Source organism: Bacillus sp. PSXD-155 (genome assembly GCF_049310765.1).
GTDB classification, from domain to species: domain Bacteria; phylum Bacillota; class Bacilli; order Bacillales; family Bacillaceae_G; genus Bacillus_A; species Bacillus_A cereus.
Genome location: NZ_JBMOWC010000013.1, coordinates 92,962 through 110,608 on the forward strand (window position 1 = coordinate 92,962; position 17,647 = coordinate 110,608).

Below are 17,647 nucleotides of genomic sequence, written 5' to 3' on the forward strand. Positions count from 1 at the left end.
ATGGTAATAAATAGGTTATAAAATTAAAAAACTGAAAATTAAATCTTTTATTTCTTTAGTAATTAATATAAAATTCTATATATATCATATAAATAAATTTGATACATAATGATTTTGCGTAGAAATGTTAATAGAATGAAGCGAGGGAGCGAAATGAGACAGAAAAAGGAGCAGAAAAAACAATCGAAAAAGAAAAAGACTCATATTCCATTTCGGTTAAATGTACTATTTTTTATTGTCTTTCTTTTATTTTCAGCTATTATAATTCAATTAGGTAAAGTACAAATCATTGATGGAGAAACGTATAGAAATGAAGTAAATAAAAAGGAAGATGTAACGGTAAGTACTCCCGTTCCTAGAGGGAAAATGTTTGATCGACAAGGTCACGTTATTGTAAATAATAAACCATTACGAACCGTTACATATACGAAAATGAGAGGAGTGGACTCGAAAGAAGTTTTACAAGTAGCAAGAGATTTAGCTAAGCTAATTGAAATGTCGCAAGAGGACATGGATAAGTTAACAGAGACAGATAAAAAAGATTTTTGGATGCAGTTAAATGAAAAGCGGGCAGCAGCGAAAGTAACGAAAGAAGATGAGAGTAAATTTAGAAAGCAAGAAATAGAAGGAAAAGAGTTAGATAAAAAAGTAGAAGAACTGCGCCGGGAAAGAATTACACAAGAAGAATTAAATGAGCTTTCAAAGGAAGATATAGAAGTATTAGTAATTAAAAGCAAAATGAATGCGGGATATAAAATGACTCCGCAAATCGTTAAAAAAGACGTAAGTGAAAATGAATATGCTGTCGTTAGTGAAAGGTTGGCAAGTTTACCGGGAGTGGATACAACAGTAGATTGGGAACGTGAATACCCAAATGATAAAATACTGCGCTCTATACTAGGTAGCGTTTCTAATGAAAATGAAGGGTTGCCAAGAGAACAATTAGATTATTATTTAGTTCGTGATTATAATCGAAACGACCGTATTGGTAAAAGTTACATCGAAAAACAATACGAAGATGCACTACATGGAACGAAAGAACAGTCTAAAAATATTATGGATAAAGCAGGGAAGATTGTTCGAACAGAAAAAGTGACTGAAGGAAAAAGTGGAAATAACTTGATGTTAACAGTCGATATGGATTTACAGAAAAGAGTAGAGGGAAGCCTTGAAAAGAATTTACGAGCCTTTCATGCTGCAGAGCCGATGATGGATCGTGCGTTCGTAGTAATGATGAATCCGAAAAACGGTCAAATTTTATCAATGGCAGGAAAGAAAATTGTAAATAAAGATGGCGGTATGCAAATAGAAGATTATGCATTAGGAACGATGACAAGTTCTTATGAGTTAGGGTCAACTGTAAAAGGGGCTACTTTATTAACTGGATATCAAACAGAAGCGATTAAGCCGTATACACACTTCTTTGATGCGCCAATGTATTTTAAAGGAAGTTCTAAGCCGAAGAAATCGTGGAAAGAATTTGGGGATATTGATGATTTAAGAGCTTTGCAAGTGTCATCGAACGTTTATATGTTTAATACAGCTTTAAAAATGGCAGGCATTAATTATGTTCCAAACAATCCATTAGATATTAAACAAGAAACATTTAATAAAATGCGCTACTATTTTAGACAATTTGGCCTAGGTGTTTCGACTGGTATTGACCTGCCAAATGAATCGATCGGTCAAATAGGTAGAACTGATAACATACCCGGATTTTTACTTGATTACGCGATTGGACAGTATGATACATATACGCCGCTTCAGCTTGCGCAATATATTTCAACCATTGCAAATGGCGGTTACCGAATGAAACCACAAATTGTACAAGAAGTTAGAGAGCAACCGAATAGACCAGAGGATGCAGGAAAAGTCGTTCGGTCGATTGAACCAGTTGTATTAAATAGAGTGGATATGGAAACTTCGTACATTAATCATGTAAAAGAAGGATTTAGAAGAGTTTTTCAAGAAGCTGACGGAACCGGAACCGGAACATTTAAAGGTCTACCATATAAACCAGCGGGAAAAACAGGAACAGCTGAGACAGTATATGGTGGAGAAAGTGATATTGGAAGAGATGAGAACAACAACCGAAAAAAATGTTATAATTTAACTCTTGCCGGTTATGCACCATATGATGCGGATCCGGAAGTAGCTTTTTCAGTTGTTGTACCATGGGTGAATGATGATAAATCAGGAATTAATTCTGCGATTGGTAAAGAGATTTTGGATGCGTATTTTGAATTAAAAACAAATAGATCAAATACAAATTCAATTCCAGTAGAACAACCGAACAAGGCACAGTAAAAATAGTATCACTGCATGGAAACATATTGTGCAGTGATATATTTTTTGAGTTAAAAAGCGCTTTATAAGGTGGGAATGGATATGAAAAAGGAGATTAAGAGAGGCTGGGGAAAGTACATACTATTTATAGTGGTGATAGTCATAGGCTACCATTCTTTTACTTTATGTAAGGTGGAAGGGGAATCGATGCAGCCGACTTTATATGAAGAAGACTACGTATTTGTAAATAAAGCGGTAGTACGTCTTTCTAATTTACAACACGGAGAAATTGTCATTATAAAAGAAGAGGATGAATCGAAATATTATGTGAAACGTGTAATAGGGCTTCCTGGTGATGTAATTAACATAACGAACGGAAAGGTATATGTGAACGATAAAAAGCAAGAAGAACCATATACGAACAAAGATTTATTTAACAACACACAAGTGTTTTATAACTTTCAAAAGACAAAAATTCCGCCAAATAAGTTATTTGTAATGGGAGATAACCGCGAAGTAAGTAGAGATAGTCGCAATGGCTTAGGATATATTAAAGAAGATAACATAATTGGCAAGGTGGAATTTGTATATTATCCTTTTTCAAAAATGAAAATGATAGAATAAGTGGGGGATGAGCAAAACCCCACTTATTAAAGTTTCACTTTATTTTCTTTAAAAAACCTTTTGGATTAAATGATATGAAAAATTTATGTTTAGACTCGTCGATTATGAAGTTATTGTTTTTAGTTAAAAACTCTTCCACAGCTTCCATTGGGCCAGGACCCCAATCGGGAAGAAGCGGATTTCCGTTAATGGAGGTATCTTCTACAATTATATAACTGCCAGTAGTGACGATAGATTTATATAGCAAGAGTTCTTTGGAAACATGCTCTTTACTATGATCAGAATCTAAAATAACTAAAATCACATCATCAGGTTTGCGCATACTTACTATTGTTTGGATGGCCTGCACAGAAACAGAAGATGCTGTTAAATACGTAATCCGATTATGTGATGGCCGATTTGGCTGCGGAGTTATATCGATAGTAAGTACGTGACCTTTTCCAATTAAATCTAACATAGAAGCTAAATACAGTGCACTACCACCGTGAAAAGTCCCGCATTCAATAATTAAATCGGGCTTTAATTCATAAATGATTTCTTGATACAAAAAGAGATCAGAGGGAAGTTTACAGATTGGAACTCCAAACCAATGTGTATCTTTTAACCACACAAGGCTGTCGTAATATTGTTTTAGAAATTCATTGCTTATAGTATCGATTTTAAATTCTCCTTTCTAAAAAGGCTTCTCTCGTTTGACGTAAAGTGTTTACGCATGAAAGTTGTACTATATATTATGTAGTAAGGAATTGTAAGGCGAGTGTTTTTACTTAAAAATAAGCCAAATAACTCATGTGGAAAATGAAAGGAAATGATCGTATGTACAAATACACAATTTGCTTTATTAGAAAAAGCGATAAAATACTGCTATTAAATAGAAATAAAAAGCCGAATATGGGGATGTGGAATGGTGTTGGAGGAAAAATAGAAGAGAATGAAACGCCATACGAAGGAATAATTAGAGAAACGTTTGAGGAAACGGGCATAGAACTTTCAAGTGTAACGTATAAAGGGACTGTTGGTTTTAAAGGTAAAGATGAGCCCCAGGCTAGTGAAGGAATGTATGTGTTCGTTGCTGATTTGCCAGATGGAATGCAAATGAATACACCATTACGTACGGCTGAAGGCTTATTAGAATGGAAAGAAATTGATTGGATATTAGATGGTGATAATAGAGGAGTAGTTAGCAATTTACCAAAATACTTACCGACAGTATTAACAGAAGAAAATAAGTTAAAACATATATTCACGTACGATAACCGGAATATTATTAATTACACAACTGCATGTTTGAAAGAAGATGATGCGAACAAGCGATATGAAAAACAACTTGTTTCTCAATAGAAGAGGAAAGTGAAAAATCACGTTTTTGCTCTCGTTATATATGCGAGGTGATTATAAGTTTCAGAAATACAATTCATTGGTCATAATTGTAATATGTATGATATAACTTTTCTTATGGTGAAAGAGTAGAGAACATACGTAAACGGAACAAAAAAGGAGGTGGCTTTGCCACCTCTTTTCCGTTAGTCACGAATCGCCTTAATCATAAATCGATGTTGCTTCACATCAAAATATCCTTTTTGCAAGATAATCTCATGTATACGATATAACTCCTCATAATACCTTTCGACAGTGAAATCAGGAATTTGCCACGGAATTGCTTTTAAATAATAGACGATAGCGCCAATATCATAAAAGCGTTGGAAAGGGAATTCTTCTTTTGTTTCTAAGATAGTAAATCCGTTTTCCTGTAGTTCATTACATGCCGCTTCAAGCGACCAACTTGCAAATTCACTATTTAGTGGTGTGTTAAATTGGTCATTAAGTTCCGCGCAATCAAGACCGCCAACTTGTTGTGTAAGAAATGTTCCATTTGGAGAAAGGATTCTTTTTACTTCAGAAGCAGCATATGATTCATGTTGGTTTAGGATTAGATTAAACTGACCATCTTGAAATGGCAATGCAGTATCATCGTTCACCTCTACAACAGTAACCCCTAAAGGCTCTAATTTCTTTCGAGCAATTGGCACGTTTGGAGCGTAGCCCTCAGTAGCATAAATAGTTGACGGGAACGGTTGTAACATAGATAAAAACTCTCCGCCGCCAGTACCCATATCGAGCATTGATTCTGCATGTTGCATAAGCTGAAAAGCAGTACTGCCGTACGACCACGATAAAGGCTCACTCTTCATTCGACCCGTTTCTGAAATGAAAGAAAAATCCCAGCCGCTAAAATGTGTATTTGCACGTTCTAATAAAGTTAAAAATAATGGATCACGTTTCATAATTATGTCCTCCTATTTCGTAAATGAATGATATGATGAGAAAAGAAAAAGGGAGGACCTCTTATGAAAGAGAGGCAGTTTTACGTTTCGTGTTCGAATAGATTCATATAGATTCGCTCCTTGTGAGAATGGTTATTTATATATTCGGCATTATAGAGTGAAAATCCTTTGAACTTACATGGGAAGGTGTTGTTTAATGAAGAACTGGATGGAGTTTACAGACAAAGAGGATGATCGAATTTGGAACAAGTTATATAGTGAACTTGAGTTTTCGCCAAGTGTTTCTACATTTCCATCATTTAAGGTGCCAAGTCCTTTTATTACATATAATATTTCTCATTACTTTGGAGAATCGGTAGATTTAGATGTGTATGACGATTTGGAAGATAAAGCGTTACAAGTGTTTAAGGAAAATACAGCATCGAATGAATATATAATGGCACTAGATTGGCAACATGAGTGTTATTGGGTGAATCCTCACTTAGAGTTTGAAAGAAATGAATTTGATGAGTGGATTATACCAATATTTCCGAATGGAGATTACTACTTTTTTATTCAGAAGGACTTTAAGTGGGGTTATTTAGGTCATCCTTGGGAGAAGAGTATAACGATATTTGGAAAAGGACTAATAGAAAGTTTTGAACGAAATAAGCCGGAAATGTTTCAAAATATTTTAAGGCAAGGATAATGTTTGAAAGAAAAAAAGCCCTTTTGCTTCATTTTTGAAGTAGAAGGGTTTTTATTTAAATTACTAAAAACAAAAATCTTTTGGTAAAGTACCATTTTTAATCATCGTTCTTAACCCATGTTTTATAATCCAAAGGTTAACAGGATGCTGTTTATCGCGTAATAGTTGTAACCATTGGAAAACGAGTTCTTTATCTTTTTTCGTAATATCGTTAATATGATTGGCTACAGATTTTTGAACATATTTAGAAGGGTCATTCATTAATGGTTCAAGAAGTTGTAAATTGTACTTAAAATCACCTTTTAGAGCTCCTATTTTTTTAGCCCAAGGAAGCCTTGGTCTTGTACCTTCAGAAACTAATCTCCTAATGTGGCTGTTTTCGTCATGAATCCACTGTTGTAATATGTTTAGTGTATCTTCATGGTATGTTTCAAGAAAGGGCCGAATGGCATATTCAGCAGTATTCCTTTTCGTTATTTCATACATTGCATTAAACGAGATTTTAAAATCGTTAAGCCCATATTTTTCAACGTATTTTGCAACAGGCATGTACATATATCCATTTGTAAATGTGCCTACTTCTGTTGTATTTTCTGGTCCTAATGTTTTCAGTAATATATGTATTGCGGCATTAAAATCTTTTTGTAAAGCATTGTGTAATTCATCTGCAATTACTTCAATACGCTGTTTTAACTCTAAATTTTCAACTTTACAAGCTACAGAATCTACAAAGATGCTTTTAGAGAAACAAGGATCGTGTTTACAAATAGAATCAGCTATTTTTTCTGCTAATTCTTCATTAAATAAAAATTTTAACGGAACATATTTACCCATTTTTTCACCTCGGTGGTCAAATGAAAACAATTTTTATTTTTTAATCGACAATCCATAAACCAAAGTCTCACTCGGAGTCGTAATACTAAAACCTGTCGTCTTATAATCAAGTTTCACCGTATCACCAGTGTAGTCTTTCGTGAATGAATCCATTTGTACGATAAGCTCTGCATCTTCATATACAACATCATCTGCGTTATATGTATCCCAAATTAAATCGACATCAACGAAAATACTACAAGAGTTCGTCATTGTTCCTCTAATGCGAACGATCTTTTTATCTTCAAGTTCTAATCTATGTATAGCTGCTTTCGCTTCATCAGTAATGCGAATGTTCATTGTATCCCAACCTTTATTTATATTTCCTTTATTATTGCAAAAACAGGAGCAATAGGGAAGTAAAGAGGTTTGCAACAAAAAACGAGCAAACAAATTTGTTTGCTCGTTTCACTTTATTTTAGTTCACATTTATCAAGTGGAATCACTTTTGTTTTTTTCGTAAATTTATAACCTAACCATAGTACTAAGAAGAGTGGTAAACCGATGTAAGAAACGAGTACACCGTTCCAATCAATTGCTTCACCCATAAATGCGCCGTAGTTTTGTCCTAAAATTACGATGATACAAAGTGTAAATGCGAAGATTGGACCGAATGGGAACCATTTTGCTCTATATGGTAAGTCATTTAAATCTTTTCCTTGTGCGATATATGCTTTACGGAAACGGTAATGACTAATTGCAATTCCAACCCATGCGATAAAACCAGACATTCCAGATGCGTTTAATAACCAAATGTATACAACACCGTCACCGAATAAAGAAGCAATGAAAGCAATACTACCAACAATTGACGTTACGATTAACGCGTTAACAGGTACACCGCGGCTATCTAATTTACCAAGAAACTTTGGTGCTTTTCCTTGGCGTGCTAAATCCCAAAGCATACGAGTTGATGCATACATACCAGAGTTACCAGCAGATAGTACAGCAGTTAAAATAACAGCGTTCATAACAGAAGCAGCAAAGGCAACGCCCGCTTTTTCAAAAATAAGTGTAAACGGACTTACTGTAACATCACTTGCAGCAAGGCTTTCAGTTGTATAAGGAATTAATAAACCGATAACGAGAATCGCAAGGATATAGAATAAAAGAATACGCCAAAAGATTGAACGAATTGCTTTTGGGATATTACGTTCTGGATCAGACGTTTCACCAGCAGCTACTCCTAATAGTTCAGTACCTTGGAATGAGAAACCAGCTGCCATAAACACACCGATAATTGCCATGATACCGCCGTTAAATGGTGCATCTGCAACAGTGAAGTTTTTAAATCCAACCGTTTCACCGCCCATAATGCCGAAAATCATCATGAAACCAACAATTAAAAAGATAATAATCGTAACTACTTTAATAAGTGCGAACCAATATTCAGATTCACCAAACCCTTTAACAGATAAATAGTTTAAAAGGAAAATAATAGCTAAACATAATCCGCTCCAAATAAGAGAAGGGGTATCTGGGAACCAAAATTTCATAATTAATGTTACGGCTGCAAGTTCAGCAGCAATCGTAATTGCCCAGTTATACCAATAGTTCCATCCAAGTGCAAAGCCAAGTGATGGATCAACAAATTTTGTTGCATACGTGCTAAAAGATCCAGTAACAGGCATGTAAGCTGCAAGTTCAGCTAAACTTGTCATTAAAAAATAAACCATAATTCCAATTGCGGCGTATGCAATTAATGCGCCACCAGGTCCAGCTGTATGGATGACACCACCGCTGGCAAGAAATAGTCCGGTACCAATTGTACCACCGAGAGAAATCATCGTAAGGTGACGAGATTTTAATCCGCGTTTTAATTCACCTTGTCCTTGTGTAGTTTGCGTTTTAGAGGTAGATTGATTTGTTGCGCTATTCATGTTCAACACTCCTTTTCTTGTAGGTTAGGAAGGAGCGGGGGAGAAAAATACAAAAAACCGCCAAAGGAATTTGGCGGAACGTTTCACAAATAACCACCCCATCATACCCTTCCGTTAAGATAGCACCCCACGTTTACACGGTAATTTTGTAAACGTGACAGTTCTGTTCCTTTCGGAGACAGCCCCAGCTCATATTTCCAGAGAAGAAATATAAACTTCGGCAACTTTTCCTTTCAAACGGAGTCAGCTGACATTCTCTGTGTCTCGTCCGTTTTACTATTAAAAGTCGCAACCTCTACCTCATCGGATTGATGAGGATTTATATATTGCTAAGATTTTTAATATATGGCAATTGTAATGACTTTCTGAATATATTGCAAGATATTTTGTTAGGAAAAGTCAAAAAATATCGGTTATTGTATAGGAAACGCTTGCAAAACTCCACCCGAACCTACTATTATGTAGCAATAAGCAAAGAAAAAATTGTTATACAAATGTTTCGCAAAAAATATTGAAAAACCCTCTAAATTAAAAGAAAATTCAGAAAAATATAATTCGACATTTATGATAAAGTTTTATTATTTGTTATAATTAGAGTAACGTTTAAGCAAAAAGGGGAAATCAAAATGAAATTAGAAACAGAAAGGCTCTATATAGTGCCGTGTACAGAAGAGAGTATTCAAGTCGCTAACGAGCAAGGATATAATAGCGGTCCGCATATTGTAGGGCATGTAGAGAATGTAAAACAAGATGCGGCTTTATTACCATGGGGGGCGTGGTATGTTCTTCGGAAAGAAGATGATACCGTTTTAGGTGATATTGGGTTTAAAGGGAAACCAAACGAGGATCAAACAGTAGAAATTGGCTATGGATTCATTGAGAAATATTGGAATCAGGGCTATGCAACAGAAGCTGTAAAAGAACTAATCGATTGGGCTTTCAAAACAGGAGAGGTAGAAACAATAATTGCAGAGACACTTCTAGATAATTATAGTTCGATTCGTGTTTTAGAAAAGTTACATATGAAGAGAGTAAATGCTACAGAAACGATGATTAATTGGAAAATAGAAAAATAAAAAATACCGCTCTAAATTGGGCGGTATTTCTTATAGTTATGGTAGCATTTGCTTCTGATCATTTGGATACTCAGCCGTTGATGCGTTAGGACGATTGGAATGATTTCGAACAGCAATGAAAATAGAAATAATAACGACAAGACCAACTGTAACATAAGAAAGTGAAATAATAGTTGGATCCACTTTAAATGTAGTAAGCAGTGTACGTATATTCGTAAAGATAATAAGACCGCCAACTAATACCCCAAGTAAATGTGCTGGAACGATACGAACTAACCATGCAGCAATTGGAGCTGCGACAATACCGCCAAGCATTAACGCAAATACCCAAACCCAGCTTACTTGTTCCCAGCCAAGTGAGATGAAGAAGCCAATTGTTGCAGCGAGTGAAACAGGAAATTCACTCGTATCTACAGATCCAATAACTTTTCTAGCTTCATTTCCTCTTGCTAGAAGAACGGGTGTCGTAATCGGCCCCCAACCACCGCCACCAGTTGAATCAACGAATCCAGCGAATAAACCAAGCGGCACAAGTTGTTTTGCAGACATACGCTTATTTGAAGTGACAATTTGTTTTTGAATGATGAATCGTAATAAAATATAAACCCCTAAAGTGAATAAAAATATGGAAATGTACGGTTTGATCACATCGCCAGGCAAATTACTTAAAAAACATGCCCCAACAAATGCGCCGATTGCCCCAGGTAATGTAAGCCTGGAAACTGTATATTTATCAACGTTTCCAAATTTGATATGAGATGCGCCAGAAGCTGCAGTTGTAACCACTTCAGCTAAATGAACCGATGCGGAAGCTACAGCCGGTGCAATACCAAACATTAATAATAGTGAAGTAGACGTTACCCCATACGCCATTCCAAGTGCTCCATCGATCAATTGAGCGAAAAATCCAATAATAGCAAAGACAATTAATTTCTGCATAAATAATCCCCCTGTAATAATAAATGAAAAAGACACTTTTCCCGTATGAGAAAAGTGCCTTTGGTTTTTCCAATCAGCAATAATTAAATTTGTTTCATTATAATACATATTAATCGTATAAATCAACTAGGTTTTAAAGTTTTTGAATTGAATGAAAGAAAAATAAAATATACAATAAAAGGATGGAGAGAAAGGGGAGAAAGACATGTTACGATTTGATCATCTCGTTCACACAGTTCATGGTACACCGGAGGAAGCGGCAAAACAAATGCAGGAACTTGGATTTCATACTGTATTAGGCGGAGAGCATACGAATTGGGGTACTTGGAATAGTTTAAGTTATTTTGATTTATCATATATAGAATTTTTAGCAGTTCAACATGAAGAAAAAGCGAAAGAAGCAGAAAATCCATTAGTACAAGAAACAGTGGTGAAACTACAAAATGGAGAAGGAATGCTACAAATCGCGATCCTAACAGATGCAATTGAGGAGCTAGCAGTTAACTTTAAGAAGCACGGCTTACATACGATAGGGCCATTTGAAGGGAAACGCATGAGAAAAGATGGCCGGCTTTTAGAATGGAAAATGTTATTTGTTAAGCAAGAAGAGAACGGACCGAAATTACCTTTCTTTATACAGTGGAATGAAACGGACGAAGAAAGAAGAAACGATTTACGTAACATTGGAACGATTACGGAACATAAAAACAAAGTACAACAAATTGAAACGATCCATTACGCAGTGAAAAACGTTCGAGAAACGGTGCGGAAATGGAAAAAAGTAATGGGACTATCTACAAGCTCAGTTGTGAAAAATGAAAAATGGAATGCTGAGTGTCAAAGTGTAGTGTTTGGAGATATTCATGTACAGTTTTGTGAACCGATTGAAGAAGGGCTAGTGCTAGAACATTTGAATAAGAATGGCGAAAATCCATTTGCAGTAGAGTTTACAGGTGGAAATAAACGAGAGCATGAAGTGCTAGGTAGTTTGTACATATATTAATAGAGGTGAATGTTGTGGAAGAAATCCTTAGAGAGATAGAGAGAAAACTAGAATGGCCTCGTATGTTAAAAGCGACTGTTATTTCAAAAGGCTTTTCATTCGATGAGAAATATAAAATTGAATTAGAGAGTGGGGCCTCGTATTTTATTAAAGTATGCGATTCATCATATTTTGAACGGAAGCAGGAAGAATATGAATATATGCAGCAGCTAGATTCTTTACATATTCCTATGCCAAAATTAATTCATTTTATTAGTCTTACTAAATTCAATAAATGTGTACAAGTTTTTGAATGGATTGATGGATTAGATGGTGAAGATATATTAAGAACGTTGTCTACAGAAGAGCAGTATAGGGCTGGAAAAAAGGCTGGAGAAGTACTAAAAAAGATTCATTTAATTGAAAAAGAAGATAAAAGTAATTCATGGGAAATGTCTATATGGAGTAAATATGAGAGATACTTAGAAGCGTTGAAAGAATATGAAGTAGACTTTTTTCGTTTAAATACAGTGATAGATTTTGTAGGAAATCATAAAGATTTATTAAAAAATCGTCCCATCGTATTTTTACATGACGATTTTCATCCGGCTAATATAATGATTGACCAAAATGAGTTTCGGGCTGTCATTGATTTTGCTAGATTCGATATTGGTGATCCTATTCATGATTTTTATAAAGTAGCACTATTTACAACGAATATAAGCAAACCATTTGCGGTTGGACAAGTTCACGGCTATTGCGGAGGAGAACCTGATCTACATTTTTGGAAACTGTACTCATTATATGCAGCAATGATATTCCCGGCTGATATCGTATGGACAAACCGAAGCACACCATATTTATTAGATGATATGAAGGAAAGGTTAAATGGAATTTTAGAAGATCATAATGATTTTTCATCCTATATTCCAAAATGGTATCAATCAAGCGAATTTAATAAATAAAGGAGTAATTTATATGGATAAAATAGCAGTAATTTCAGATATTCACGGTAATATTCAAGCATTAGAATCCGTGTTGAATGATATTAAATTAAGAGGAATCGAGCGCATTATTTGTCTTGGAGATTTAGTAGGAAAAGGACCTCATTCCAGTGAAGCAATTGAAATCATTCGTAAAGAATGTGAAGGAGTTGTAATGGGGAACTGGGATGATTTCATTACAAAACCGACTGAATTTGAAGCGTTAAAATGGCATCAAAAACAATTATCAGAAGAACAAAACAACTATTTAAGAAGTTTACCATTTTCAATCGAATTTTTTATGAGCGGCAAACTCATTCGTATGTTCCACGCCTCACCGAGAAGTTTATATGAAAGAATTCAACCACACGCTTCAAGAGAAGAACGTATTAGTATGTTCGAAAATAGTGAGCTCACAGAGAATATAGAAGGGGAAAGAAAACCCGATGTCGTTTGCTACGGTGACGTTCACCAAGCGTTCGTTCAAAATTTCAGAGGGAAAACGTTATGTAATGCTGGTAGTGTAGGTAATCCTCTTGAAATTACACAAGCGTCCTATTTAATATTTGAAGGAACTTACAATGAAAAAGAAGCAGCGAGCTTTTCTATTCAACTCGTACGTGTACCGTATGATATTGAATTGGCAATTCGGTTAGCTGAAGAACTAGAAATGCCCGAAATCGAGGAATACAAACAAGAGTTACGGACTGCATTGTATCGAGGGTTTAAGGGGAAGTAAGCCAATCATAATATATCAATGATTTTTCAAATATATCTATCGTAACTTAAAATATATCAACGATTTTTTCGATATATCAACGATTCGAAATAGGATATCGACTTACCGACAAATAATGATATGAAATGTTACCTGTAATTATGTTATGTAAACTGATTGTAGGAGGAAATATCATGAACCGAATACAACGCATGAAAGAAATTGTAGATCATATTTTAAAATTAAACTTAACTCATCCAACAAGAGTTGGAGTAAGTGGTATTACAGCTTCAGGAAAAACAACAATTGCAAATGAACTAGCGGAAGAAATAAAAAAACGAGGGTTACCAGTAACATGCGCTAGCATCGACGATTTTCATAATTCAAGAGTGATTCGCTATGCACAAGGTAAAGAATCTGCAAGAGGGTATTACGAAGATGCACACGATTATACAGCTTTCAAAGAAAGGTTATTAAAGCCTTTAGGACCAAACGGGAATTTACAATATGAAACGAGTTCTCATAATTTAAAAACGGATATGCCTGTACATAATGAGCCACTAGTGGCCACGCAAAATATGATATTAATAGTAGATGGAACGTTTCTATTGAAAAAAGAAGTTGAGCATTTATTTGATTACAAAATCTTTGTAGATACAGATTTTGAGATTGCGAGAAAACGTGGCGCAAAGCGTGAGACGGAGGCTTTTGGAAGTTATGAAGAAGCAGAGAAAATGTTTTTAACCAGATATCATGCGGCCTGTAAGATGTATATAGATGAGCATAATCCGATAGAGTGTGCGGATGTTGTATTTCAGAATAGTGATTTAGAAAATCCAGAAGTTATATTTCATGAAAGAGCGTAATACATAATCAGAAATATATGTATAGCCTTTTATTTATTGTTATAATTAAATTAATTTTATGAAGCAAATAAAAGGGGATAAGACAATAAAAAACGCAAAAAGGGGACAGGAAATTTAATGAATGAAGTACTAGAATTAAAAGAAGAACTACTACAAATTAAAAATAATAATTATGCTGTACCAGAAGATGTGGATGCATATCCATATGCGCAGTGGATGTTAGATTATATCGGATCACCTGATGCTGAATTACGTGATGATTTAATTTATAGTACGCTTCACACATGGATTACAAATGATGTATTTAGACAAAAAGAGTTACGAGGATTAATGTTACAAGCGATTAGTCCTGATTATTTATTTTATAAAATTGGTGAAAAGGGAACAGACTCTGTATTTAAACGTGCGTTCTCCGTATTAATTCCGCCACTTATATTATCTGTTCATGAAAGAGAACCACTGTTATCTGAAGAACAACTGTACAGTGTGGCAGAACAAGTGCTGGAATATGTATATTTAGAAGAAGATGTAAGAGGCTACGTAGAAGGAAAAGGCTGGGCACACTCTACTGCACATGCAGCAGATGCGCTTGATGCTTTAGCGCGTACAATCCAAAATCGTGAGTTCTCATATGCAATACTAGCTGCCGTTCGTCAGAAGGTACGCTTACATGACTACGTATACATTCACTTTGAGGATGAGAGATTAGTAGCGCCAATTATGTCGTTACGTAACCAAAATCTTTTAACTGAAGAAGAGTGGAGCAACTGGTTACATAGTATAGCAACTGTTGAAGACATCCGACATCCGCAGCATGCTATTTTAGTACAAAATATTAGAGCTTTCTTAAGAAGTTTATATTTTAGAGTTTTAGAGACAGAGGGTAGTACAGCATTTACAGATGATATATTGGAGACTTTGAAGGGGTTGCGTAGGTATTAAAAATAAGTTTTTCTAAGAGAAAAGTACATAAAACCACTACATCCCAACCATACTAATAAAATGTGTTGGAGGTGAGTTTAATGGACAAAAAAGACTTTGAAAAAGTGTATAATGATTATTTACATCAAGGAGAAGAGCAAGCTCAATTTGAAATAGCTCAGGAAGTTACTTCAGGAGCAGAACAAATTGTTGCCGTTCGTAAAAATGATGATGGAGATTTAATAGCGTTTAAAACAAGTAGCGGGAGAGAGTTAGATTATATGACTGCTCTTAATGAAGCAAAATCAGGGAAGTTAGCTCATGTGGACGTATTTCATAAGTATGGCAGAGATATTATACGTAGTGAACCGGATGGTATAAAGGAAAATAACTTAGATAATTTACCTTCATTTTAAACGGGTAAACCTCAAGAAGAGAATGTTCATTACGATATTCTCTTCTTTGTTTTGCGAAGTTTTCCTAGCAAATAGACGATTCATTTTTAAAGTGAGATCATACTTTTAAAGAGTGCTCTAAATTTCTCTTTATCTTCTGCTGTAAATGGTTTCGGTCCCTTTGTACGTTTACCACTTTTTCGAACCATTGCACTTAAATATCGTGTTTGTAACAATTGTTCAATGTTATCATTCGTATACTTGTACCCTTTATGATGAAGAACGATACAGCCTTTTGCTAAAGCGAGCGAAGCAAGACCGTAATCTTGTGTTACGATTAAATCTTCTTTTTTTGCTAACTGCATAATTCGGTAATCTGCAGCATCTGCTCCAGAATCAACATAAATTGTTTCGACACCTTTTGGCTGTTCTGCATTAGAATAATGTGAAAAACTAGTAACGAGGGTAACAGGAATTTCCACATTCGTAGCCTCAAAAATAATCACATCTTTTACAGGACAAGCATCTGCATCAACGTAAATCTTCATTTTATCACTCCTATAAATAGGTTCGAGTTGATAATAATGGTAGATTTAGGTTTTGTCAAACGAGAAAGCTTTATTTAAAGTTATTTTCACATACCAAAATAGCCTCGCGTAAACGAGAAATACCTTCCGCAATTTGATCAATATCCACTTTTCCATAAGATAAACGTATATAACCATCTTTCGCACCGAAAATACTACCTGGCATAAAAGCAATTTTTTGTTTTAAACTTTGCATAATGAGTTGTTTTTCGTTTATAGGTTCTTTTAATTTCCCCCAAATGTATATACCACCAGTAGGGTTTGAAAAAGAGATTTTATCATGAAGTTGCTCGTTTAGGGCACGAACGATAACGTCTCTTTTTTCTGCTAATTGTTTTCGTAACGGTACGATATGAGACTGAAATGGTACGGTTTCGAAAAATTGCTGCATAAGCCACTGCGGGAAAATACTCATTCCTAATTCCATTTGGTGCCGTGCGTCTGACAATCGCTCTACGACAGACTGCGGGGCGACAAGCCAACCGACTCGTAATCCTGGCGCAATCATTTTTGATAAAGAATGTACATAAATGACAGTTCCGTTTTCATCTATTGATTTCAAAGTAGGACAAGGTTGTTTCTTTTCTAGCGTCAGCAAACTAGATGGATCATCTTCAACGATTGCAATTCGTAAATCTGCGCAAAGTGATAATAGTTTTTTTCTACGGTTTGGATGAAGCATCGTCCCCGTCGGGTTTTGGAAATTTGGATTTAAAAAAATCATTTTAATGCGGTGCTTTCTGTATAGCTCTTGTACATCGTCTGGATTAATACCATGTTCATCGACAGGTAACGGGAAAATACGAATACCTGCTGATTGGAATAACGGCAAGGAATAACAGTGTGAAGGACTTTCGAAAGCAACAGCATCACCTGGATTTAATAAACATTGCACGATAAGGTGAAGTGCTTGCTGTGCGCCAGATGTAATCATAATGGATTGTTCAGTCGCCTCAACTTTTAAATATTCCTTCATATATTTTACGACCGCTTGTCTTAGCGGAAGATAGCCTTGCGGATGATCGTAACTTAATGAATGCGTTAACGGTTGTTCACGTAAAATCGCTTGTAGTTGATCATGAGGATAAAGATTACAACCGAGTTCTCCATTAGCGAAATCTATAATATTTTCATTTTGTTGTACTTCTGCCCGAATATGGCGAAGTAGTGGTAAGTTTGGTAAAAAAGTACCACCTTCTACGAAATTTCTCCAGTTCGGCGTTAATGTTGGAGAAACGCCCCACATATGTGTACTCACACGTGTACCTTTACCAGTCGTACTTTCTACAATTCCCATAGCACGTAGTTCATTATAAGCAGTCGTTACTGTACTTCTGTTTACATTTAACTGCGTAGCTAATTTCCGTTCTGAAGGGAGGAAGCTTCCTGGAGGAAGTTCTCCATATGTAATACGTTTTTCAATAAAGTCAACAACTTGCTGATAAATAGGGATTTTACTGTCACTATCTAGCTTCCATTCCATAAAAAACGCCTCCGTATCTCTTATATACATCCAGTATAGCAAATTGGCTGGGTAAAAAAAC

Annotated in this window: 19 protein-coding genes and 1 riboswitch; of the genes, 11 read left to right on the forward strand and 8 right to left on the reverse strand. The window is 35.3% G+C overall.

Going from position 1 to position 17,647, the window contains the following annotated elements; translation table 11 throughout:
- The first annotated feature begins 153 nt into the window (after positions 1 to 153).
- Both ACO6VI_RS16310 and lepB read left to right on the forward strand, forming a co-directional pair.
- Positions 154 to 2,307, forward strand: coding sequence for a peptidoglycan D,D-transpeptidase FtsI family protein (locus ACO6VI_RS16310; protein ID WP_023522349.1), 2,154 nt, complete (start codon positions 154 to 156; stop codon positions 2,305 to 2,307).
- Positions 2,308 to 2,388: 81 nt separating this feature from the next.
- Positions 2,389 to 2,910: a signal peptidase I gene (gene lepB, locus ACO6VI_RS16315; RefSeq protein WP_422423658.1), complete on the forward strand. Its 522-nt coding sequence runs from the start codon at positions 2,389 to 2,391 to the stop codon at positions 2,908 to 2,910.
- Between the two features lie 34 nt (positions 2,911 to 2,944).
- Here the strand turns inward: lepB and ACO6VI_RS16320 are convergent, their stop codons facing one another.
- The gene (locus tag ACO6VI_RS16320) at positions 2,945 to 3,568 is read right to left on the reverse strand and encodes a cephalosporin hydroxylase family protein (protein ID WP_265736938.1); all 624 of its coding nucleotides are present in this window, start codon (positions 3,566 to 3,568) and stop codon (positions 2,945 to 2,947) included.
- Positions 3,569 to 3,726: 158 nt separating this feature from the next.
- On the opposite strand from ACO6VI_RS16320, the gene ACO6VI_RS16325 reads away from it, so the two are divergent.
- Positions 3,727 to 4,251: an NUDIX hydrolase gene (locus ACO6VI_RS16325; RefSeq protein WP_016512636.1), complete on the forward strand. Its 525-nt coding sequence runs from the start codon at positions 3,727 to 3,729 to the stop codon at positions 4,249 to 4,251.
- Between the two features lie 182 nt (positions 4,252 to 4,433).
- Here ACO6VI_RS16325 and ACO6VI_RS16330 read toward each other — a convergent pair whose 3' ends face one another.
- Positions 4,434 to 5,195 (reverse strand): class I SAM-dependent methyltransferase, encoded by a 762-nt coding sequence (locus ACO6VI_RS16330; protein ID WP_088020639.1) that lies wholly within the window; start codon positions 5,193 to 5,195, stop codon positions 4,434 to 4,436.
- Positions 5,196 to 5,391: 196 nt separating this feature from the next.
- Between ACO6VI_RS16330 and ACO6VI_RS16335 the strand changes: the two genes are divergently transcribed.
- Positions 5,392 to 5,883 (forward strand): DUF2716 domain-containing protein, encoded by a 492-nt coding sequence (locus tag ACO6VI_RS16335; RefSeq protein WP_000800539.1) that lies wholly within the window; start codon positions 5,392 to 5,394, stop codon positions 5,881 to 5,883.
- A gap of 63 nt (positions 5,884 to 5,946) precedes the next feature.
- Here ACO6VI_RS16335 and ACO6VI_RS16340 read toward each other — a convergent pair whose 3' ends face one another.
- The 3 genes from ACO6VI_RS16340 to ACO6VI_RS16350 form a co-directional block, all read right to left on the reverse strand.
- Positions 5,947 to 6,717 carry a DNA alkylation repair protein gene (locus tag ACO6VI_RS16340; protein ID WP_422423660.1) on the reverse strand — a complete coding sequence of 257 codons (771 nt, stop codon included), beginning with the start codon at positions 6,715 to 6,717 and terminating at the stop codon, positions 5,947 to 5,949.
- A gap of 33 nt (positions 6,718 to 6,750) precedes the next feature.
- The gene (locus tag ACO6VI_RS16345; RefSeq protein ID WP_001026167.1) at positions 6,751 to 7,056 is read right to left on the reverse strand and encodes an iron-sulfur cluster biosynthesis family protein; all 306 of its coding nucleotides are present in this window, start codon (positions 7,054 to 7,056) and stop codon (positions 6,751 to 6,753) included.
- 113 nt (positions 7,057 to 7,169) lie between these two features.
- Complete coding sequence (locus ACO6VI_RS16350) at positions 7,170 to 8,636, reverse strand: amino acid permease (protein ID WP_001083396.1); 1,467 nt, start codon at positions 8,634 to 8,636, stop codon at positions 7,170 to 7,172.
- 112 nt (positions 8,637 to 8,748) lie between these two features.
- A riboswitch (Lysine riboswitch) is annotated at positions 8,749 to 8,942 on the reverse strand.
- Positions 8,943 to 9,262: 320 nt separating this feature from the next.
- Between ACO6VI_RS16350 and ACO6VI_RS16355 the strand changes: the two genes are divergently transcribed.
- Positions 9,263 to 9,712 carry a GNAT family N-acetyltransferase gene (locus tag ACO6VI_RS16355; protein WP_088020641.1) on the forward strand — a complete coding sequence of 150 codons (450 nt, stop codon included), beginning with the start codon at positions 9,263 to 9,265 and terminating at the stop codon, positions 9,710 to 9,712.
- Between the two features lie 36 nt (positions 9,713 to 9,748).
- Here ACO6VI_RS16355 and ACO6VI_RS16360 read toward each other — a convergent pair whose 3' ends face one another.
- Positions 9,749 to 10,651 (reverse strand): sulfite exporter TauE/SafE family protein, encoded by a 903-nt coding sequence (locus ACO6VI_RS16360; protein ID WP_023522339.1) that lies wholly within the window; start codon positions 10,649 to 10,651, stop codon positions 9,749 to 9,751.
- Positions 10,652 to 10,856: 205 nt separating this feature from the next.
- On the opposite strand from ACO6VI_RS16360, the gene ACO6VI_RS16365 reads away from it, so the two are divergent.
- The 6 genes from ACO6VI_RS16365 (at position 10,857) to ACO6VI_RS16390 (ending at position 15,537) form a co-directional block, all read left to right on the forward strand.
- Entirely contained in the window at positions 10,857 to 11,654 is a 798-nt protein-coding gene (locus tag ACO6VI_RS16365; RefSeq protein ID WP_063547768.1) for a VOC family protein, read from the forward strand.
- Between the two features lie 14 nt (positions 11,655 to 11,668).
- Complete coding sequence (locus ACO6VI_RS16370; RefSeq protein WP_023522337.1) at positions 11,669 to 12,598, forward strand: aminoglycoside phosphotransferase family protein; 930 nt, start codon at positions 11,669 to 11,671, stop codon at positions 12,596 to 12,598.
- Between the two features lie 13 nt (positions 12,599 to 12,611).
- Positions 12,612 to 13,355, forward strand: a complete 744-nt coding sequence (locus tag ACO6VI_RS16375; protein ID WP_023522336.1) for a metallophosphoesterase family protein — start codon at positions 12,612 to 12,614, stop codon at positions 13,353 to 13,355.
- Between the two features lie 173 nt (positions 13,356 to 13,528).
- Positions 13,529 to 14,200, forward strand: a complete 672-nt coding sequence (locus ACO6VI_RS16380) for an AAA family ATPase (protein WP_063547766.1) — start codon at positions 13,529 to 13,531, stop codon at positions 14,198 to 14,200.
- A gap of 117 nt (positions 14,201 to 14,317) precedes the next feature.
- Positions 14,318 to 15,142 (forward strand): DUF2785 domain-containing protein, encoded by an 825-nt coding sequence (locus ACO6VI_RS16385; protein ID WP_063547764.1) that lies wholly within the window; start codon positions 14,318 to 14,320, stop codon positions 15,140 to 15,142.
- A gap of 80 nt (positions 15,143 to 15,222) precedes the next feature.
- Entirely contained in the window at positions 15,223 to 15,537 is a 315-nt protein-coding gene (locus ACO6VI_RS16390) for a DUF3892 domain-containing protein (RefSeq protein ID WP_000358159.1), read from the forward strand.
- Positions 15,538 to 15,623: 86 nt separating this feature from the next.
- Here the strand turns inward: ACO6VI_RS16390 and ACO6VI_RS16395 are convergent, their stop codons facing one another.
- Positions 15,624 to 16,064: a YaiI/YqxD family protein gene (locus ACO6VI_RS16395; RefSeq protein WP_000708772.1), complete on the reverse strand. Its 441-nt coding sequence runs from the start codon at positions 16,062 to 16,064 to the stop codon at positions 15,624 to 15,626.
- A gap of 70 nt (positions 16,065 to 16,134) precedes the next feature.
- A complete protein-coding gene (locus tag ACO6VI_RS16400) occupies positions 16,135 to 17,586 on the reverse strand; it encodes a PLP-dependent aminotransferase family protein (RefSeq protein WP_023522332.1) in 1,452 nt (483 codons plus the stop codon).
- Between the last annotated feature and the right edge of the window lie 61 nt (positions 17,587 to 17,647).